The organism is Pseudomonas sp. PSE1(2024) (assembly GCF_050990555.1).
Classification (GTDB): domain Bacteria; phylum Pseudomonadota; class Gammaproteobacteria; order Pseudomonadales; family Pseudomonadaceae; genus Aquipseudomonas; species Aquipseudomonas aphyarum.
In genome coordinates, this window is sequence record NZ_CP158967.1 from 4,525,877 (window position 1) to 4,542,662 (window position 16,786).

The following is a 16,786-nucleotide window of genomic DNA, read 5'->3' on the forward strand; positions in this document are numbered from 1 at the left end:
CATGCCGCAGATCCAGTCCCAACTCGACCCGCACAGCGAAGCCTTCGCCCGCAATCGCGCAGCGATGCTCGCCGCCATCGAACAAGTCCAGCAACTCGAACAAAACCTGCTGAACAAGGCTGCCGAAGCCAAACCGAAATTCGACAAGCGCGGACAATTGCTGCCCCGTGAGCGCCTGAATCTGCTGCTCGACCCCGGCGCGCCATTCCTCGAGCTGGCGAGCCTGGCCGGCTACAAACTCCACGACGACAAGGACGGCAGCTCGGCCGGTGGCGGCTTGATCGCCGGCATCGGCTACGTGTCCGGCGTTCGTGCCTTGATCGTGGCGAACAACAGCGCAATCAAGGGCGGGACGATTTCCCCGTCGGGTCTGAAAAAATCCCTGCGCCTGCAACAGATCGCCCAGGAAAACAAACTGCCGGTTATCACCCTCGCCGAGAGCGGCGGCGCCAACCTCAATTACGCGGCGGAAATCTTCGTCGAAGGCGCGCGCAGCTTTGCCAATCAGGCGCGGATGTCGGCCATGGGCCTGCCGCAGATCACCGTGGTGCACGGCTCGGCTACGGCTGGCGGCGCCTATCAGCCGGGGCTGTCGGATTACGTGGTGGTGGTGCGCGGCAAGGCCAAGCTGTTTCTTGCCGGTCCGCCGTTGCTTAAAGCGGCGACCGGTGAAGTCGCCACCGACGAAGAACTGGGCGGCGCCGAGATGCACGCGCAAGTCGCCGGCACCGCCGAATACCTGGCCGAAAACGATGCCGACGGCGTGCGTCAGGCGCGGGAAATCGTCAGCCTGCTGAACTGGAACGAGCAAATACCGTGGCTGCCCGAACCGCAATTCAAGGAGCCACTGTATCCCATCGACGAACTGCTCGGACTGATCCCGGACGACCCGAAAAAACCTTACGACGTGCGCGAAATCATTGCGCGGATCGCCGACGAATCGCGCTTTCTGGAATTCAAAGGCGAGTTCGATCAGCAGACCGTATGTGGCCACCTGAAAATTCAGGGCCGCGCCTGCGGTTTCATCGGCAACAACGGCCCGATCACGCCCAACGGTGCGAGCAAGGCGGCGCAGTTCATTCAACTGTGCGACCAGAGCCAGACGCCGCTGCTGTTTTTCCACAACACCACCGGGTTCATGGTCGGCACCGAATCGGAACAGCACGGCGTGATCAAGCACGGCTCGAAACTGATCCAGGCCGTGGCCAATGCGCGGGTGCCGAAACTGACGATCGTGGTCGGCGGCTCCTACGGGGCAGGCAACTATGCGATGTGCGGACGTGGGCTCGATCCGCGTTTCATCTTCGCCTGGCCCAACAGCCGCACCGCCGTGATGGGTGGCGCCCAGGCCGGCAAGGTGTTGCGCATCGTCACCGAAGCCAAACAGCTCAAGGACGGTCTGGTGCCTGACCCGAAAATGCTCGACATGCTGGAGCAGGTCACCGCGCAGAAACTCGACAGCCAGTCCACCGCCCTCTACGGCAGCGCCAACCTGTGGGACGACGGGCTTATCGATCCGCGCGACACCCGCACCCTGCTCGGTTACCTGCTGGACATTTGCCACGAAGCCGACATCCGCACGTTGCAACCCAACAGCTTCGGCGTCAGCCGGTTCTGATCGCCACGGACTAAAGGAGAACAATAAAAATGATCTTCACCCCGGAACACGAAGCCCTGCGCCGCACCGTCCGCCAGTTCGTCGAGCACGAGATCAACCCGCACGTCGATGAATGGGAAAAGGCCGGGCGCTTTCCGATTCACGAGATTTTCCGCAAGGCCGGCGACCTCGGCCTGCTGGGGATTTCCAAGCCAGAAAAATTCGGCGGCATGGGCCTGGATTACAGCTATTCGATCGTCGCCGCCGAAGAGTTCGGCACCATTCATTGCGGCGGCATTCCGATGTCGATCGGCGTGCAGACCGACATGTGCACCCCGGCTCTCGCCCGCTTCGGTTCCGATGAGTTGCGCGAAGAATTCCTGCGCCCGGCCATCACCGGCGAGCAGGTCGGTTGCATCGGCGTCTCGGAAGTCGGCGCCGGTTCCGACGTCGCGGGGCTCAAGACCACCGCGCGCAAGGACGGCGACGGCTATGTGATCAACGGCAGCAAGATGTGGATCACCAACTCGCCGAGCGCCGACTTCATCTGCCTGCTGGCCAACACTTCGGACGACAAACCACACATCAACAAATCGCTGATCATGGTGCCGATGAACACGCCGGGCATCAGCCTCAGTTCGCATCTGGACAAGCTCGGCATGCGCAGCTCGGAAACCGCCCAAGTGTTTTTCGACAACGTGCGTGTTCCCCAACGCAACCGCATCGGCCATGAAGGCGCCGGGTTCATGATGCAGATGCTGCAGTTCCAGGAGGAACGCCTGTTCGGCGCGGCCAACATGATCAAAGGCCTGGAATACTGCGTCGACAGCACCATCGAGTACTGCAAGGAACGCAAAACCTTCGGCAATGCGCTGATCGACAACCAGGTGATCCACTTCCGCCTCGCCGAACTGCAGACCGAAATCGAATGCCTGCGGGCGCTGGTCTATCAGGCCACCGAGCAATACGTGAAAGGCCAGGACGTCACTCGACTGGCTTCGATGGCCAAGCTCAAGGCCGGGCGCCTCGGCCGTGAAGTCAGCGACAGTTGCCTGCAATACTGGGGCGGCATGGGCTTCATGTGGGACAACCCGGTGGCCCGCGCCTATCGCGACGTGCGGCTGGTGTCGATTGGCGGCGGCGCCGACGAAATCATGCTGGGGATCATCTGCAAACTGATGGGCATCCTGCCGGGGAAAAAGAAATGAGCGCCCTGCCCGATTGCCAGACGCTGCTGCTGGAACGGCACAACGGCGTGTTGCACATCACCCTCAATCGCCCGGAAAGCCGCAACGCCATGAGCCTGCAAATGGTCGCCGAGTTGCGCGCCGTGCTCGCCTCCGTGCGCGATGACCGTAGTGTTCGCGCGCTGGTGCTGAGCGGTGCGGGCGGGCATTTCTGTGCCGGCGGCGACATCAAGGATATGGCCAATGCCCGCGCTCAGGGCAGCGATGCTTATCGTGAGTTGAACCGAGCGTTCGGGTCGTTGCTGGAAGAAACGCAGCACGCGCCGCAAGTGCTGATCACCGTGTTGCAGGGCGCTGTGCTCGGGGGTGGCTTCGGCCTGACGTGTGTCAGCGATATCGCCATCGCCGATCATCAGGCGCAATTCGGTTTGCCGGAAACCAGCCTCGGCTTGTTACCGGCGCAGATCGCGCCGTTTGTGGTGCAGCGCATCGGCCTCACCGAGACCCGACGTCTGGCCCTGACCGCCGCCCGCTTCGATGGCCATCAGGCCCGACGCCTGGGGCTTGTGCATTTTGTCGAGCAGGATCCACAGGCGCTCGCCGAGCGACTGGATGAAGTGCTCGACCACGTCTTGTGTTGCGCTCCCGAGGCGAATGCCGTGACGAAAAAACTGTTGCTGGCCAGCGCCGGCCAGCCGTCGAGTGAATTGCTGGACGAAGCCGCGCAGTGGTTTAGCGCAGCGGTGACCGGTGCCGAAGGGATCGAGGGCACGATGGCGTTTGTGCAAAAGCGCAAACCCGGATGGAGCACCTGACCCTGTGGGAGCGAGCCTGCTCGCGATAAGGCCCTTCAATCCACCGCCAACATTCAGGAAAACCACCATGCCCGCCCTCCACAAAATCCTGATCGCCAACCGCGGTGAAATCGCCTGCCGCATCCAGCGCACCGCCCAGGCCCTCGGTTATCGCACGGTCGCGGTTTTCAGCGATGCCGACGCCGACGCATTGCACGTGCAAATGGCCGATCAAGCGGTGAACATCGGCCCGGCGCCGGTGCAGCAGTCCTACCTGAACATCCCGGCGATCCTCGACGCCGCCCGGCGCAGCGGTGCCGACGCGATCCATCCCGGCTACGGTTTTCTCTCGGAAAATGCCGAATTCGCCCGAGCTTGCGAACAGGCCGGCCTGATTTTCATCGGCCCCAGCGTCGAAGCCATCGAACTGATGGGCAGCAAACGTCAGTCGAAAATCGCCATGCTCGCCGCCGGTGTGCCGTGCATCGCCGGCTATCAAGGCGCCGAGCAGGACGACGCGACCCTGGCCCGTGAAGCCGAGCGCATCGGTTATCCGTTGATGATCAAGGCCAGCGCCGGCGGTGGCGGGCGCGGCATGCGTCTGGTGCACAGCGTCGAGGAATTGCCAGCGCAGTTGCGCACGGCGCGCTCCGAAGCCTTGAACGGTTTCGGCAGCGACGAACTGATCCTCGAACAGGCGTTGATCGAACCGCGCCATGTCGAAGTGCAGCTGTTCGGCGACCGGCATGGCAACCTGATCTACCTCGGCGAGCGCGATTGTTCGATTCAGCGCCGTCACCAGAAAGTCATCGAAGAGGCACCGTGCCCGGTGATGACTGAGGACCTGCGTCAGGCGATGGGCGAAGCGGCGCTCAAGGCCGGGCGTGCGGTGAACTACGTCGGCGCCGGCACCGTGGAATTTCTCCTCGACGCCGATGGCCGGTTCTATTTTCTGGAGATGAACACCCGGTTGCAGGTCGAGCACCCGGTGACTGAATTGATTACCGGGCTGGATCTGGTGGCGTGGCAACTTCTGGTTGCCGAAGGCCAGCCTCTGCCGCTGTCGCAAGCGCAGGTCAAACTCGATGGCCACGCGATGGAAGTGCGCCTCTACGCCGAAGATCCGGCCCAAGGTTTTCTTCCGCAGACCGGGCGTGTCGAAGCCTGGGTGCCGGCACTGGATCGCGGTGCGCGGATCGATCACGGCCTGATCGAAGGGCAGTCGGTCTCACCGTTCTACGACCCGATGCTCGGCAAACTGATCGCCCACGGCGCAACCCGTGAAGAGGCCCGGCGCAAACTGTTGTGTGCGGTTCAGGACAGCGTGTTGCTGGGCGTGCAGAGCAATCAGCGGTTGCTCGCCAGCCTGTTGCAGCATCCGCAGTTCATCAGCGGAGAATTCGGCACTGGCTTCATCCCTCAACATTTCGCCGATCACGATTGCCTGCACGCCTATTCGCCCAGTGCCGAAGAGCTGGCCATCGCGGCGGTGATTTTTTACCAAGCCGCCGCGCAGCAACATCGCGCCCCGCTGTCCGGATGGCGTAACAACGTCGGTGCGCCGTTGCTCTATCGCATCGGCCTCGACGCCCGCGACTGGAACGTGCAACTGCGCGCCAGTCCGGACAACGTGTTTGAAGTGCAGGTCGCCGAACGCACCATCCAACTCAAATTGGTCGAGCATACCGCCGGGGCCGTGACGCTGGAAATCGATGGCCTGCGCCAGCGCCACGCCTATCGCCTGCGCGACGAGCAGCTCTGGCTGTTCACCCACCCCGGCAGCCTGCACCTGGTGGATCGAACTCACGCGATGATCGACAGTCAGACCAGCGTCAGTTCCGGCACGTTGAAAGCCCCGATGGATGGCGCCATCATCGATGTGCTTGTCTGCGAAGGCAGCCCGGTCAGCAAAGGTCAGCTGCTGGTGGTGCTGGAAGCAATGAAAATGGAGCACCCGCTCAAGGCCGGCATCGACGGCGTGCTCAAGCGGGTGCAGGTCAAGGTCGGCGATCAGGTAAAAAATCGTCAGGTTCTGTTGCAGGTCGAGTAGTCGCCGCGCGCATCCGCAAGGTTTGACTACGCTCTGAATAATCAGGACGCGGAAATCAGGAACCCTGCGATGCCCCATTGGCTGGTCATAGATCTGGAAGCCACCACCGATGAGGGTGGCTGGCCGGTTACGGAGATGGAGATCATCGAGATCGGCGCGACCCTGGTGGATCGCGCCGGTCGCGAGCAGGATCACTTTCAGCGCTTCGTCAAACCGACGCGGCGCCCCTTGTTGACGCCGTTTTGCCGCGAACTCACGCACATCACCCAGGCCAACATCGACGCGGCGCAGCCGTTGAGTGAAGTGTGGCCTGCGTTCGAACGCTGGCTCGGCCAGCACCAGACACGCCTTGAAGGCTGGGCCAGTTGGGGCGATTACGACCGCAAGCAGTTGCTTCAGGAATGGCAGCGGCTGCAACTCGACAGCGCCCTGAGCCGGGTGCCGCACATGAACCTCAAACAGCGCTTTGCCAAGGCCCGACGCCTCGAACGGCCGCTGGGCCTCAATGGCGCGTTGCAACTGGCGGGCATGCAGTTCACCGGCCAGCAGCATCGAGCGCTGGAGGATGCGCGCAATACCGCCCGATTATTGCCATTGGTGCTGCCGCTCTAGCGCAGGTGACGGCGCCAGAAGCCTTGTGCATACTGGCCGACCTTTTTGACCCTTTTTAAGCCATTTTCGAGAGGAATCGCCCATGTTTAAAGTCAACGAGTACTTCGACGGCACCGTCAAGTCGATCGCTTTTGGCACCGCTGAAGGCCCTGCGACCATCGGCGTCATGGCCCCGGGCGAATACGAATTCGGCACCAGCCAGCGTGAAATCATGCACGTGGTGTCCGGTGCACTGACCGTCAAACTGCCGGACAGCAGCGACTGGGAAACCTTCGCCGCCGGCAGCCAGTTCAACGTGCCAGCCAACAGCAAGTTCCAGCTGAAAGTGGCCGTCGACACCGCTTACCTGTGCGAATACCGCGGCTGAACCCACGGTTTTCGGCGGTCATAAAAAATGCCCGTGTCCAAGGACACGGGCATTTTTCGTTTCAGGGCGGGTTATTCGAGAATTTCCACTGGCATGCCAACTTCGAGCCGGCCGTTGCCGTCATTGACCAGGTTCTGGCCAAACATCGCGCCGTCGGCCTGGGCGCGAGTCTTCTGCAAGGTCGCCAGGGGTTCACGGTCAGCGCTGCGCTCACCGGTTTGCGGATCAATCGTGGTTAGAATGCACCGAGAGCAGGACTTGACCACGCGGAACTCGACATCGCCGATACGAATCCGCTTCCAGCCATCCTCGGCGTAAGCATCACTGCCTTCGATCACCAGATTCGGCCGGAACCGCAGCATTTCCAAAGGCCGCCCGACTTCCTGCGACAGGTGTTGCAGCGAGGCCTCACCAATCAGCAGCAGCGGGAAACCATCGGCGAACGCCACTTGATCGTCATCGTTGCCGTACCCGGCCTGGGTCGTCCGGGCACGATCCAGCGGCACTTGCACCAGTCGGGTCGGCTTGCCAATGAATTCGCTGACCCAGCGGGCCGCCTCTTCACCGGCATCCGGTACGCGCAAGGTATCGCGCCAGATGGTTACACCACGCAGGTCGTCGTCATTGCCGGGCAAGGCGACATCGATTGCCGAATGCCCCGGCGCGCTGAGCGTCAGGCCGCCGCTGGCATTCCAAAGTGCCGACAACTGACTCATTTTCGCTTCGGCACGCTGGGTCAGGAACCGCCCGCTGGCCTCGTCCACCAGCATCCAGCGTCGATCGCCCTCAAGCCCCAGTTTGTCCAGGGCGATCCCTTGCAGGACCTCGCCCTTGGCGGATTTCAACGGGTAACGATAAAGCGCGCTCAGACGCAGCATGGCCAGCTCCCTGGTGGGTCAAAAACGCCACCCTATACGAGCTTTGTCAGCGAATCAAAGGCTGGCGCAGGGTCAGCCTCGACAGCTTGATCAGGCCGGCACTTCGTCGAGCATCAGACGCTGTCGCACCACATCGACCAGTTTGTCCGGCTGGAACTTGGAGAGGAAGTTGTCGCACCCGACCTTCTTCACCATCGAGTCGTTGAAACTGCCGGACAGCGAGGTGTGCAGCACCACATACAGACCACGCAGGCGCGGGTCGTTGCGGATTTCGGTGGTCAGGCGATAGCCGTCCATTTCCGGCATTTCCGCGTCGGTGAACACCATCAGCAGTTTGTCAGTCATGTTCACCCCGGTGTCCGCCCAGGCCTTGAGCATGTTCAGGGCTTTCAGGCCGTCGCTGGCGATATGCATCTTCACGCCCAACTGGCCGAGGGTGTCGCGCAATTGCGAGAGCGCCACGTTGGAGTCGTCCACCAGCAACACTTCACGGCCACGGGCGCGCTCCAGAACCGGATCGTCCAGTTTGTCGCGCGAAACCTTGGCGTTGTACGGCACGATTTCGGCGAGGACTTTCTCGACGTCGATGATTTCCACCAACTGATCGTCGACCTTGCTGATGGCCGTCAGGTAATGCTGGCGACCGGCGCTGGTCGGCGGCGGCAGGATAGCTTCCCAGTTCATGTTGACAATGCGGTCCACGCCGCCGACGAGGAACGCCTGCACCGAACGGTTGTACTCGGTGACGATGATCGTGCTGTTCGGGCCCGGCACCAGCGGGCGCATGCCGATCGCCTGGGACAGGTCGATCACCGGCAGCGTCTGGCCGCGCAGATTGACCACACCGCAGACAAACGGGTGACGCTGGGGCATCAGGGTCAGTTTCGGCAACTGCAGGACTTCCTGCACCTTGAACACGTTGATCGCGAACAATTGGCGCCCGGCCAGTCGAAACATGAGAATTTCCAGGCGATTCTCACCCACCAGTTGCGTGCGTTGGTCTACCGTGTCGAGAATGCCGGCCATCAATGACTCCTGGGCTTGTTCTGATGAATTCACTATTGGGGGTTATCGGCTGAATCTGGCGGATCTTGATCCCGTCACAAATCACCAACAAAATGCCATGAGCAGGCATTGATGTCACATTAACATCATGCTTTACTGGCCCGGTGAAATCATCTGCTACATTCTCTTCGGCGCGACCTCGTTTTGCGCGACAGGTTCCCGTGCCTAAGGGAATCCCCTAGTAACAATCAGGCCCAACCTGATATTCGCGATATCCAATAGCCATTAATGTGACGCCATTCTCATTGCATGAACGGAGTCAGGCTATTGTGTGCGATCGCAGTTCAGTGGAAACACATCCTCTTGAAACCTCAGGTCTGTGCCAATGCACGCCGGGGCGCGGTCTCGCGACGGTTCATGATCGTCGACACACACGGCATTCCCTCATCAGACATGACGTGGTGGAGATAAGCATGCCGAACGACCGTAGTGACTGGGCGCAGCGGTTCCCCGAATTCCTTGTCGAGGCTGAAACGCTCCTGGCCAAGTCTGAAGAATGCCTCAGCCACTTACAGCTGATCAGCAATGACAAGGACGCCATCGACTGCATGCTCAGCACCCTCCTCAAGCTGGCGAACAAGGCTGATGCCCTGGCGCTGGGGGCAGTGTCGGAATTCTCCCTGCACCTGCATGGCCTGCTCACTCAGGTCCAGGATCACGTGGATTTGCATGCGCAGGCCCTGGAAGCACTGAAAGACTGCTTCACCCTGATGGCCTGGCAACTGGAACTGGTTGACCCAAGCACCGGCCAATTGGGCCTCGATGAAAGCGAGCAGGTGTCGCTGATCGAAGCCTTTGCCTGCCAGGTCGGACAGACTCACTTTCAAATGCCGCTCAATGGCAAGCCGATGTCCCTCGTCTCCTGGTCGGAGCGCCAAGCGTAACCGGGCACACAGTGGGCTGTTCGGGCCCGTCAGTTCTCGCCCTCGAATGTCGTAATTGAATAGTTCATGCCTGCCTGCGACACCTTCCAATAAATAATTACGAGCGATGAATGCAGACTATCCTCTGCGGATGTCAGGGTTTTCCTGTGTAAAAGAAAACTTGCGGTTGCATCGATAATTATCGAGTCAGGTACTTCAACTTTTCCATTATGGAACCCCCGTCCAACATGGCCTGTTTCCTGACTCTTTGGACATATAGGGCAAACGCGACCAACGGTATGTTAAGTGGTATTATGCCGCCCGTTAGTTGTTTCAGTTAATGGCATTGTGACTTCAATGAGCGGCCTCTACCGAAGTTGGCGCTCAATTATCGATCACTGAACCGTTTTGAAATCAACAACCTGAATGACAGTTTTCCAGACAGAGACCGCCAGCCCTTCTGACCGGTCTGCCCGCAGCGAACATCCATTGGCTCCATCCGCTATGTACGCCAGCCTCAAGTCAATCACCACATGGCCTCCCTCCCGAGAAAATGCCCGCAGGTTCACACTCCTGCTGTGCACGGCTTCGGCCTTGGGCAGTCTGTTGAGCTATGGCGTCTCTGCGCCGATGTCGCTCGGCCTGCTGCTGATCAACGTGGCGGCTGCCGGTTGCGTCTGGACACAACATCGTCTGTCGCGCAAATCCATCAAGTTCCAGCCACAGGAACTGGCCGACCGTTTGCTGGAAGTCCAGGAAAACGAGCGCCATCGCCTGAGCCGTGAACTGCATGACGATATCGGCCAACTGCTGACCGCCGCCAAGCTGCAAAGCGAATGGCTCAAGCGTCGCTTGCCCGCGGACATGCAGGAACACTGTTCAGTACTTTGCGAGACCCTCGAAGAAACCCTCAACAAGGTTCGCGACGTTTCGGCCATTCTCAACCCGCGGCAACTGACCAGCCTTGGCCTGGAAGCAAGCCTGCGTGCGCACCTGCTCAAGGTGTTGACCAACACTTCAGTGCACTGGAGTCTGGACTGCCAGCAGCGCCTGAATGGAATTCCCGAAGAAATGGCCGTCGCCGCCTTTCGTATCACTCAGGAAGCGGTGACCAACATCCTTCGCCATGCGCAGGCCAAAAACCTGTTGATCCGCGTGCAACGCCTGCCACAGGGCCTGACCCTGCTGATCAGCGATGATGGCCTGGGCTTTTCCCCGGCGGCGAATCCGGGTCGTGAAGGACAGCGGGGCATGGCCGGGATGGCCGAACGCATCGAGCAACTGGGCGGCACACTGAGCGTGACCAGCGAGCCGGGCAAAGGTACTCAAATCGAAGCACTATTCCCCTGGGCGCCCCGTGCACTCGAGCGGGCCAGTACGAATAAGGTTATGCGTTGACTTGTAACTTACTTCTGGTGGATGACCACTCGCTGATCAGGGCCGGCGTGCGCGCCCTGGTACTGGATATTCCCGGTTATGCAGTTATCGGCGAGGCCAATGACGGCTCGCAGTTGCTCGAGATGGTCGAGCTGCTGTCTCCCGATATCGTATTGCTGGACATTTCCATGAAAGAAACCGGCGGTCTGGAAGCCCTGCAGCGGCTCAGACGCGTACGCCCGCACGCCAAAGTGCTGATTCTGTCGATGCACACCGACCCCGCGCTCATCATGCAGGCGCTGGAGTCCGGTGCGCACGGTTACTTGCTGAAGGACACCACGGCCACCGAGCTCGAACATGCACTGGAAGCGCTGCGCAACAACGAACGCTATCTCAGCCCTGCCATCGCCCACACCGTGATCAATCAGGCGCTGACCCGTAACCTCAAGCAGCAGCCGGAAGTCGCCGAGTCGCACAACCTCACGGCACGCCAGTTGGAAATCCTGCGTTTGATCGTGCGCGGCAAGTCCACGCGGGAAATCGCCAATGGCCTGGGCTTGAGCATCAAGACGGTCGAAACCCACCGGTCGCAGATCATGAAACGCCTGCAGATCTACGATGTGGCGGGCCTGGTGCTGTTCGCCGTGCGGGAACAGATCATCAGTCTGGACGACTGAGCCGAGGTGATGCACTCAACAGCGGCGAGTCCTTGGGCAAATGCACACGCAAAGCTCCGGGACGCGCCGCAAACCGCAGACTGTCGCCCTCCAGTGGCTCACCGTCGAGATTGATGCAAAGCCCTTCGGCGACCTTGATTTCAACCCACGGCAAACGCGTGCGCACGAACATGTTGTCGATGCCGAACCCGTCGCTGAGCAGATTTTTCAGCGTGCCAACCAGCTCCTGTGGCGCCGGCAGAATGCTGATATCCAGAAGACCGTCGTCCACCAAAGCTTCCGGGCACAACACATGCCCGCCACCCGCCTGACGGCCATTGCCGATCCCCAGCGCCAGCAACTCGCCCTGCCAGTGAAAATCCGGCCCCTGCAATTCGCCATAGGCGGCATGCAGCTCGCTGAACCGCGATAAACCGGTGAATAGATAGGCCGCGCCGCCCAGCACTTTTTTCAAATCTTCCGACGTGTTGGCGGTTACTTGGCTGCCGAATCCGCCGGTGGCCATGTTCAGGAAAATCTGCCCGCCGACCTCGCCCAGATCAATGTCATGGGCGGGTGCCTCAAGCAATTCGAGTGCTTCGGCCGGCTCCAGCGGAATAGCCGCCGCGCGGGAAAAGTCGTTGGCGGTTCCCAATGGCAAAAGCACCAGACTGGCCTTGCCCGGATGCGCCGCCAGTGCTTCGGCGATGTCGCGCAGGGTGCCATCTCCGCCACCGGCAATGATCTGACGGTATCCCGCCGCCAGCGCTTCCTCCACCAGTCGCTGGGCATCCCCGGCCTCCCAGGTCAGGCGCACCGCCAGTTCCCAGCCCTGCTGACGCTTGTTCTCGACAGCGGCACGAACCGCCTCGTTGAGTGCCTGCTTGCCATGCAGAATCAACAATGCCTTGCGTTCACTCATTGCGGTTACTCCCGGAATTGAATCAGTACGGGACATCTTGACCCTCAAGACCGGCAAAAAAGTCGCACGCCTTCTGATTAATTCCTGCTGCCCGTCTGGTCCGTCCTACATATCGGTAATTTTTCGTACAGAACGTAAGGAATCGGCTCAATTGACCCAGCCCGGTCGTTGGTACAACGTGTGTCGGCGTTAGCGATCTTCAATTCAATTACACAAGGATGTGCATGTAATGAGTGGATACAGTTTCAGGACTTTCGATACTTTGCATTCCGGCATTTGCCAACTGCCCCCAATGGCCGCAGGCGGGCGTTTCCATGCAAAGCCATGAAGCAAGATTATCCGTGAGTCCGGTTGCCTCTCTCTCCGAAAGTCGCGCCAGTCTTAAAGACGAATTCAAATGCAGCGCTAGAAACACTGGAGAAACCGATATGGAACCGCGTGTCACCGAGCTGGAAACCCACCTCAAGTACATTCGACGCGATATGGACGAAGTCAGAGGGGACGTCAAAGCCATCAAGCATCGCCTTGCCTACTCGGCAGGGGCGACAGCGATGGTGCTCGGGCTGTTGGGCTGGATTGCCAACAGCCGGTTCGATCAGCTCGTCTCATTGCTCAGCCGTTGACCCGCTGAAAAGGCAGGCATCGTTTTGCGACTATGCCTGCCTTTCAAATGCCTGCAATCAACCGAGCAGCTCGCTGAGCGGAATGAATGGCACCTGATCACCCTTGACCAGGACTCGCCCCTCCTGCACTTCCACCAGCCCCTCGGCCCAGGCAGCGCTGCGCAGAACGCCCGAACTCTGGTTACGGTAGATAATAGCTTGCCCCTGCTCCAGGCGTCCGCGCAGAAACTCACGGCGGTTACCGGCCTGAGGCCAGACAAATCCTGCGGGCACCGAAAACTTCAGCGGCTCGACATCCTGCACGCCCTGGCGACGCAACAGATATGGCCGGGTCAGCAAGGCAAAGGTCACCAGTGTCGAGGCAGGATTCCCCGGCAATCCAATCACCGGTACACCACGGAAATGCCCGACCGTCAGCGGCTTGCCGGGTTTGATTGCGAGCTTCCAGAGTGTCAGCTCGCCTTCTTCCCTCAACGCGATGCCGAGGAAATCCGCTTCCCCGACCGATACGCCACCGGTTGAAAGAATCAGGTCTACATCCTGAAGCTCCCCGAGTCGCGCACGGGTGGTGGGCAGGTCATCAGGCAGAATACCGGCATCCACCACTTCACATCCCAGGCGCTGCAACCAGCTGCACAACAACACCCGGTTGCTGTTGTAGATCTGTCCCGGTCCCAATGCTATCCCCGGTTCGACCAGCTCATCCCCCGTGGACAACACCGCCACACGAACCCGGCGAACCACCTCGAGCCCTGCGCAACCCAGCGATGCAGCCAACCCCTGTTCGATCGGACCGAGCCGGGTTCCAGCGGCAAGGACCAACTCACCGACTGTCGTTTCCTGGCCTTGCGGGCGAATGTTCTGCCCGGCCACCATCGCCTCGATGAAGCTCACGCGCTCATCGGCATGAACCTCGGCGTTTTCCTGCATCTCGACACAATCAGCACCGGCAGGTACCGGCGCACCGGTAAAGATCCGCGCGCAGGTGCCTGACTTCAAGGGTTCCGGTGCCTGCCCGGCGAAGACTTTCTGACTGACCGGCAACGGTTCGCCGGTCCAGTCGGCCAGATTCAAGGCATAACCGTCCATGGCGCTGTTCGGCCACGGCGGCAGATCCAGCGTGGAAATCAGATCCTGCGCCAGCACCCGCCCCTGAACCTGCGCCAGGGGCAAAAACTCGCACTCGACAATCCGCGAGCTCCCGGCCATTTCCAGCAATCGCGCCAATGCATCTTCGACGGGCATCAGGCTACCGGTCTTGCCCGGCTTACCCACGGGATTCACAAGGCGCCGCCTGTTTCAAATGAGTGACGAAATTGCACGGGCGGTGGCGTGAGTCCAGTTGCTCGGCGAGGATGCCATCCCAACCGGTGCGCACTGCGTTGGTCGAGCCTGGCAGGCAGCAGACCAGCGTGCCATTGGCCAGTCCCGCCAAGGCCCGGGATTGCACGGTGGAGGTGCCGATGTCGGCCACCGAGATCTGGCGGAACAGCTCACCAAAACCATCGACCTGCTTGTCCAGCAGGCAAGCGACCGCTTCCGGGGTGCTGTCGCGGCCGGTAAAACCGGTACCGCCAGTAATCAGCACGACTTGCACGACGTCTTCGGCAATCCAGTGGGCGACTTGCGCACGGATCTTGTAAAGGTCATCTTTGAGCAGCACTCGCTGCGCCAGATGGTGGCCCGCGGCCGTCAGCCGGTCGACGAAGACCTGGCCGGAGGTATCGGTTTCCAGGGTTCGGGTGTCGCTGACCGTCAGCACCGCGATATTGAGCGGCACGAAAGGTACATCAGCCTTGGCTTTCATAGGCTCGTCCAGTTGTAGGAGAAACAGCCCGGTGTTATATCACAGCGCCCCCTTTTTTCGCCGCCCCTGCGGAGAGCTGCCATGACTTCGAACACGCCATTACCACCCTGCTCTATTCTGTTGCTGGCCGGTGGGCGCGGCCAGCGGATGGGCGGCCAGGACAAGGGACTGGTGGAATGGCACGGTGAACCGCTGATCGCACATCTGCATCGCAAGGTTCGGCCGTTGACGGATGACCTGATCATCTCCTGCAACCGCAATCGTGAACGCTACGCGCCGTTCGCCGACCAGTTGGTGAGCGATGACGAGGAGGACTTTCCCGGACCGTTGGCTGGCATTCGTGCCGGCTTGAAAGCCGCGCGCCACACCCACCTGCTGGTTCTGCCCTGCGATGTTCCGCGCATCGATCCTGCATTGCTGCACAGCATGCGTGAGGCGGCCAGCCTGAATTCTGAAAAACCTTTAATGTTGCGACATGACGATCACTGGGAACCGCTGCTTTGCGTGATCCCGGTGGCACTCCTGCCGGCATTCGAAAACGCCTGGAACGCTGGAGAACGCAGCCCCGGCCGAGTGATGCGCAATCTTGATGCCCAGGCCCTGGTTTGCCCTGACAACGATCCACGCCTGGCCAATCTCAACACCCCTGAACTGTTGAGTTCGCACAACACTGTGTCAGACTGACAGCATTCAAGGAACTTGCACGCCTTGTATACGTCTCAAGCTCAGTAACCAAAAGAATTTCCCTTCGGAGACACACTCATGACTCAACGGACCCTCGCCACTTTCATGCTCGCACTGGGCCTCGCCACCCTCGCCGGTTGCGCTTCGCCAACAGTGATCACCTTGAATGACGGTCGCGAAATCCAGGCTGTCGACGCCCCTAAGTATGATGAAGATTCGGGCTTCTACGAGTTCGAACAGCTGGACGGCAAGCACACCCGCATCAACAAGGATCAGATCCGCACTGTCAAAGAGCTGTAAGTCTTCAGTTCGACAGCGGATACAGAAAAGCCCGCATATTGCGGGCTTTTTCGTGTCTGGCAAAAAAGGGTTGATACCCGGGATCACCAGTCCAGCGTGATCCGGCTTTCAAACTCCCGCACCTGCCCCGTGACCGGATCGATGAATCGCAACCCCTGCGCCAGCAGTTTGAGCGGATTGGCATAGTCATCTTCAACGTCTTTGAGCACTTCGGGGTAAAACGGATCATTGCAGATGCTCGCCCCCAGCGCCGTCATGTGCACCCGTAGCTGATGCTTCTTGCCGGTTACCGGATACAGGCCGTAGCGCCAGAGCTCGCCGTTCTTTTCACGAACCTCCACCGCCGTTTCGGTGTTACTCACACCCGGCCCTTCCTGCATGCGGAAAAACGGTTCACCGTCGATCATGCGGCTCTTGTGCACCAACGGGAAGTCCAACTCGGGCAGCGCGGCCGCAATGGCTTCATAGCGTTTTTCGATCTGCCGAGTCGGGAACAGTGACTGATACACCGACCGCGTCTGTGGATTGGCAGAGAAAATCACCAGCCCGGCCGTATGCCGGTCAATCCGGTGCAGCGGCACGAGATGGGGATTGTCCAGGCGCCGGATCAATCGGCGAAGCAGGGTCTGATCGACGTACTCGCCGGCCGGGGTCACCGGAAGGAAATGCGGCTTGTCTGCCACCACCAGATGCTCGTCCGCATACAGGATCGACTCGACCACCGGGATCGGCTTTTCATCCGGCACTTCACGAAAATAGTGAATGCGCAGCCCTTCCTTGTAGGGCAAGTCCAGCGCAATCGGCTGCCCCTGACCATCCAGCACCCGGCCCCGGGCGATTCGATCCAGCCATTGATCGCGCCCGATGGCACTGAAATGCTCACACAGGCAGTCGAGCACTGTCCGCCAGCTACCGGGGGGCAGATACAGCGTGCTGGCCTGATTCTGTGCGGCGGAAAACGTTGACGTGCTGGACATACGGAAAACTCTAACCTTCAAAGCAGA

At 60.3% G+C, this 16,786-nt stretch carries 18 protein-coding genes; 12 read left to right on the forward strand and 6 right to left on the reverse strand.

All coding sequences use genetic code 11. The features are described from left to right. The first annotated feature begins 1 nt into the window (after position 1). The 6 genes from atuC to ABTV87_RS20490 all read left to right on the forward strand — a co-directional run bounded on the left by atuC (position 2) and on the right by ABTV87_RS20490 (position 6,607). Positions 2–1,618 carry a geranyl-CoA carboxylase subunit beta gene (gene atuC, locus ABTV87_RS20465; RefSeq protein WP_433898269.1) on the forward strand — a complete coding sequence of 539 codons (1,617 nt, stop codon included), beginning with the start codon at positions 2–4 and terminating at the stop codon, positions 1,616–1,618. A gap of 29 nt (positions 1,619–1,647) precedes the next feature. Beyond that, complete coding sequence (gene atuD, locus ABTV87_RS20470) at positions 1,648–2,805, forward strand: citronellyl-CoA dehydrogenase (RefSeq protein WP_433898270.1); 1,158 nt, start codon at positions 1,648–1,650, stop codon at positions 2,803–2,805. Then, a complete protein-coding gene (locus ABTV87_RS20475) occupies positions 2,802–3,599 on the forward strand; it encodes an enoyl-CoA hydratase/isomerase family protein (RefSeq protein ID WP_262160047.1) in 798 nt (265 codons plus the stop codon). The genes atuD and ABTV87_RS20475 overlap by 4 nt, the downstream gene beginning before the upstream one ends. A 67-nt stretch (positions 3,600–3,666) precedes the next feature. Continuing rightward, a complete protein-coding gene (locus ABTV87_RS20480; protein ID WP_433898271.1) occupies positions 3,667–5,628 on the forward strand; it encodes an acetyl/propionyl/methylcrotonyl-CoA carboxylase subunit alpha in 1,962 nt (653 codons plus the stop codon). A gap of 69 nt (positions 5,629–5,697) precedes the next feature. Next, positions 5,698–6,240, forward strand: coding sequence for an exonuclease domain-containing protein (locus tag ABTV87_RS20485; protein WP_011335265.1), 543 nt, complete (start codon positions 5,698–5,700; stop codon positions 6,238–6,240). A gap of 82 nt (positions 6,241–6,322) precedes the next feature. After that, positions 6,323–6,607, forward strand: coding sequence for a pyrimidine/purine nucleoside phosphorylase (locus tag ABTV87_RS20490; RefSeq protein ID WP_007940055.1), 285 nt, complete (start codon positions 6,323–6,325; stop codon positions 6,605–6,607). 71 nt (positions 6,608–6,678) lie between these two features. Here the strand turns inward: ABTV87_RS20490 and ABTV87_RS20495 are convergent, their stop codons facing one another. Beyond that, positions 6,679–7,485, reverse strand: coding sequence for an MOSC domain-containing protein (locus ABTV87_RS20495; protein WP_433898272.1), 807 nt, complete (start codon positions 7,483–7,485; stop codon positions 6,679–6,681). Between the two features lie 90 nt (positions 7,486–7,575). After that, positions 7,576–8,511, reverse strand: coding sequence for a chemotaxis protein CheV (locus ABTV87_RS20500; protein WP_003226705.1), 936 nt, complete (start codon positions 8,509–8,511; stop codon positions 7,576–7,578). 452 nt (positions 8,512–8,963) lie between these two features. Between ABTV87_RS20500 and ABTV87_RS20505 the strand changes: the two genes are divergently transcribed. The 3 genes from ABTV87_RS20505 (at position 8,964) to ABTV87_RS20515 (ending at position 11,467) form a co-directional block, all read left to right on the forward strand. Further along, complete coding sequence (locus tag ABTV87_RS20505) at positions 8,964–9,434, forward strand: hypothetical protein (RefSeq protein ID WP_221535313.1); 471 nt, start codon at positions 8,964–8,966, stop codon at positions 9,432–9,434. A gap of 483 nt (positions 9,435–9,917) precedes the next feature. Next, on the forward strand, positions 9,918–10,811 hold the full coding sequence (locus ABTV87_RS20510) for a sensor histidine kinase (RefSeq protein ID WP_085607113.1): 894 nt from the start codon (positions 9,918–9,920) through the stop codon (positions 10,809–10,811). After that, the gene (locus ABTV87_RS20515) at positions 10,808–11,467 is read left to right on the forward strand and encodes a response regulator (RefSeq protein WP_007955750.1); all 660 of its coding nucleotides are present in this window, start codon (positions 10,808–10,810) and stop codon (positions 11,465–11,467) included. Before ABTV87_RS20510 ends, ABTV87_RS20515 begins: the two co-directional genes overlap by 4 nt. Here the strand turns inward: ABTV87_RS20515 and yegS are convergent. Further along, complete coding sequence (gene yegS / locus ABTV87_RS20520) at positions 11,451–12,368, reverse strand: lipid kinase YegS (RefSeq protein ID WP_433898273.1); 918 nt, start codon at positions 12,366–12,368, stop codon at positions 11,451–11,453. The genes ABTV87_RS20515 and yegS overlap by 17 nt on opposite strands. A 314-nt stretch (positions 12,369–12,682) precedes the next feature. Here yegS and ABTV87_RS20525 point away from each other — a divergent pair, with 314 nt between their 5' ends. Then, complete coding sequence (locus ABTV87_RS20525) at positions 12,683–12,991, forward strand: hypothetical protein (protein WP_170929389.1); 309 nt, start codon at positions 12,683–12,685, stop codon at positions 12,989–12,991. 57 nt (positions 12,992–13,048) lie between these two features. On the opposite strand, the gene ABTV87_RS20530 is transcribed toward ABTV87_RS20525, so the two are convergent. After that, positions 13,049–14,275, reverse strand: a complete 1,227-nt coding sequence (locus tag ABTV87_RS20530; RefSeq protein WP_085607117.1) for a molybdopterin molybdotransferase MoeA — start codon at positions 14,273–14,275, stop codon at positions 13,049–13,051. Then, positions 14,259–14,798 (reverse strand): molybdenum cofactor biosynthesis protein B, encoded by a 540-nt coding sequence (gene moaB, locus ABTV87_RS20535; protein ID WP_007955742.1) that lies wholly within the window; start codon positions 14,796–14,798, stop codon positions 14,259–14,261. Before moaB ends, ABTV87_RS20530 begins: the two co-directional genes overlap by 17 nt. 81 nt (positions 14,799–14,879) lie before the next feature. Between moaB and mobA the strand changes: the two genes are divergently transcribed. Both mobA and ABTV87_RS20545 read left to right on the forward strand, forming a co-directional pair. Further along, positions 14,880–15,482, forward strand: coding sequence for a molybdenum cofactor guanylyltransferase MobA (mobA, locus tag ABTV87_RS20540; protein ID WP_085607119.1), 603 nt, complete (start codon positions 14,880–14,882; stop codon positions 15,480–15,482). Positions 15,483–15,560: 78 nt separating this feature from the next. After that, positions 15,561–15,782, forward strand: coding sequence for a YgdI/YgdR family lipoprotein (locus tag ABTV87_RS20545; protein ID WP_007955739.1), 222 nt, complete (start codon positions 15,561–15,563; stop codon positions 15,780–15,782). Positions 15,783–15,865: 83 nt separating this feature from the next. On the opposite strand, the gene ABTV87_RS20550 is transcribed toward ABTV87_RS20545, so the two are convergent. Then, positions 15,866–16,759, reverse strand: coding sequence for a pseudouridine synthase (locus tag ABTV87_RS20550; RefSeq protein WP_085607121.1), 894 nt, complete (start codon positions 16,757–16,759; stop codon positions 15,866–15,868). Positions 16,760–16,786 lie beyond the last annotated feature (27 nt).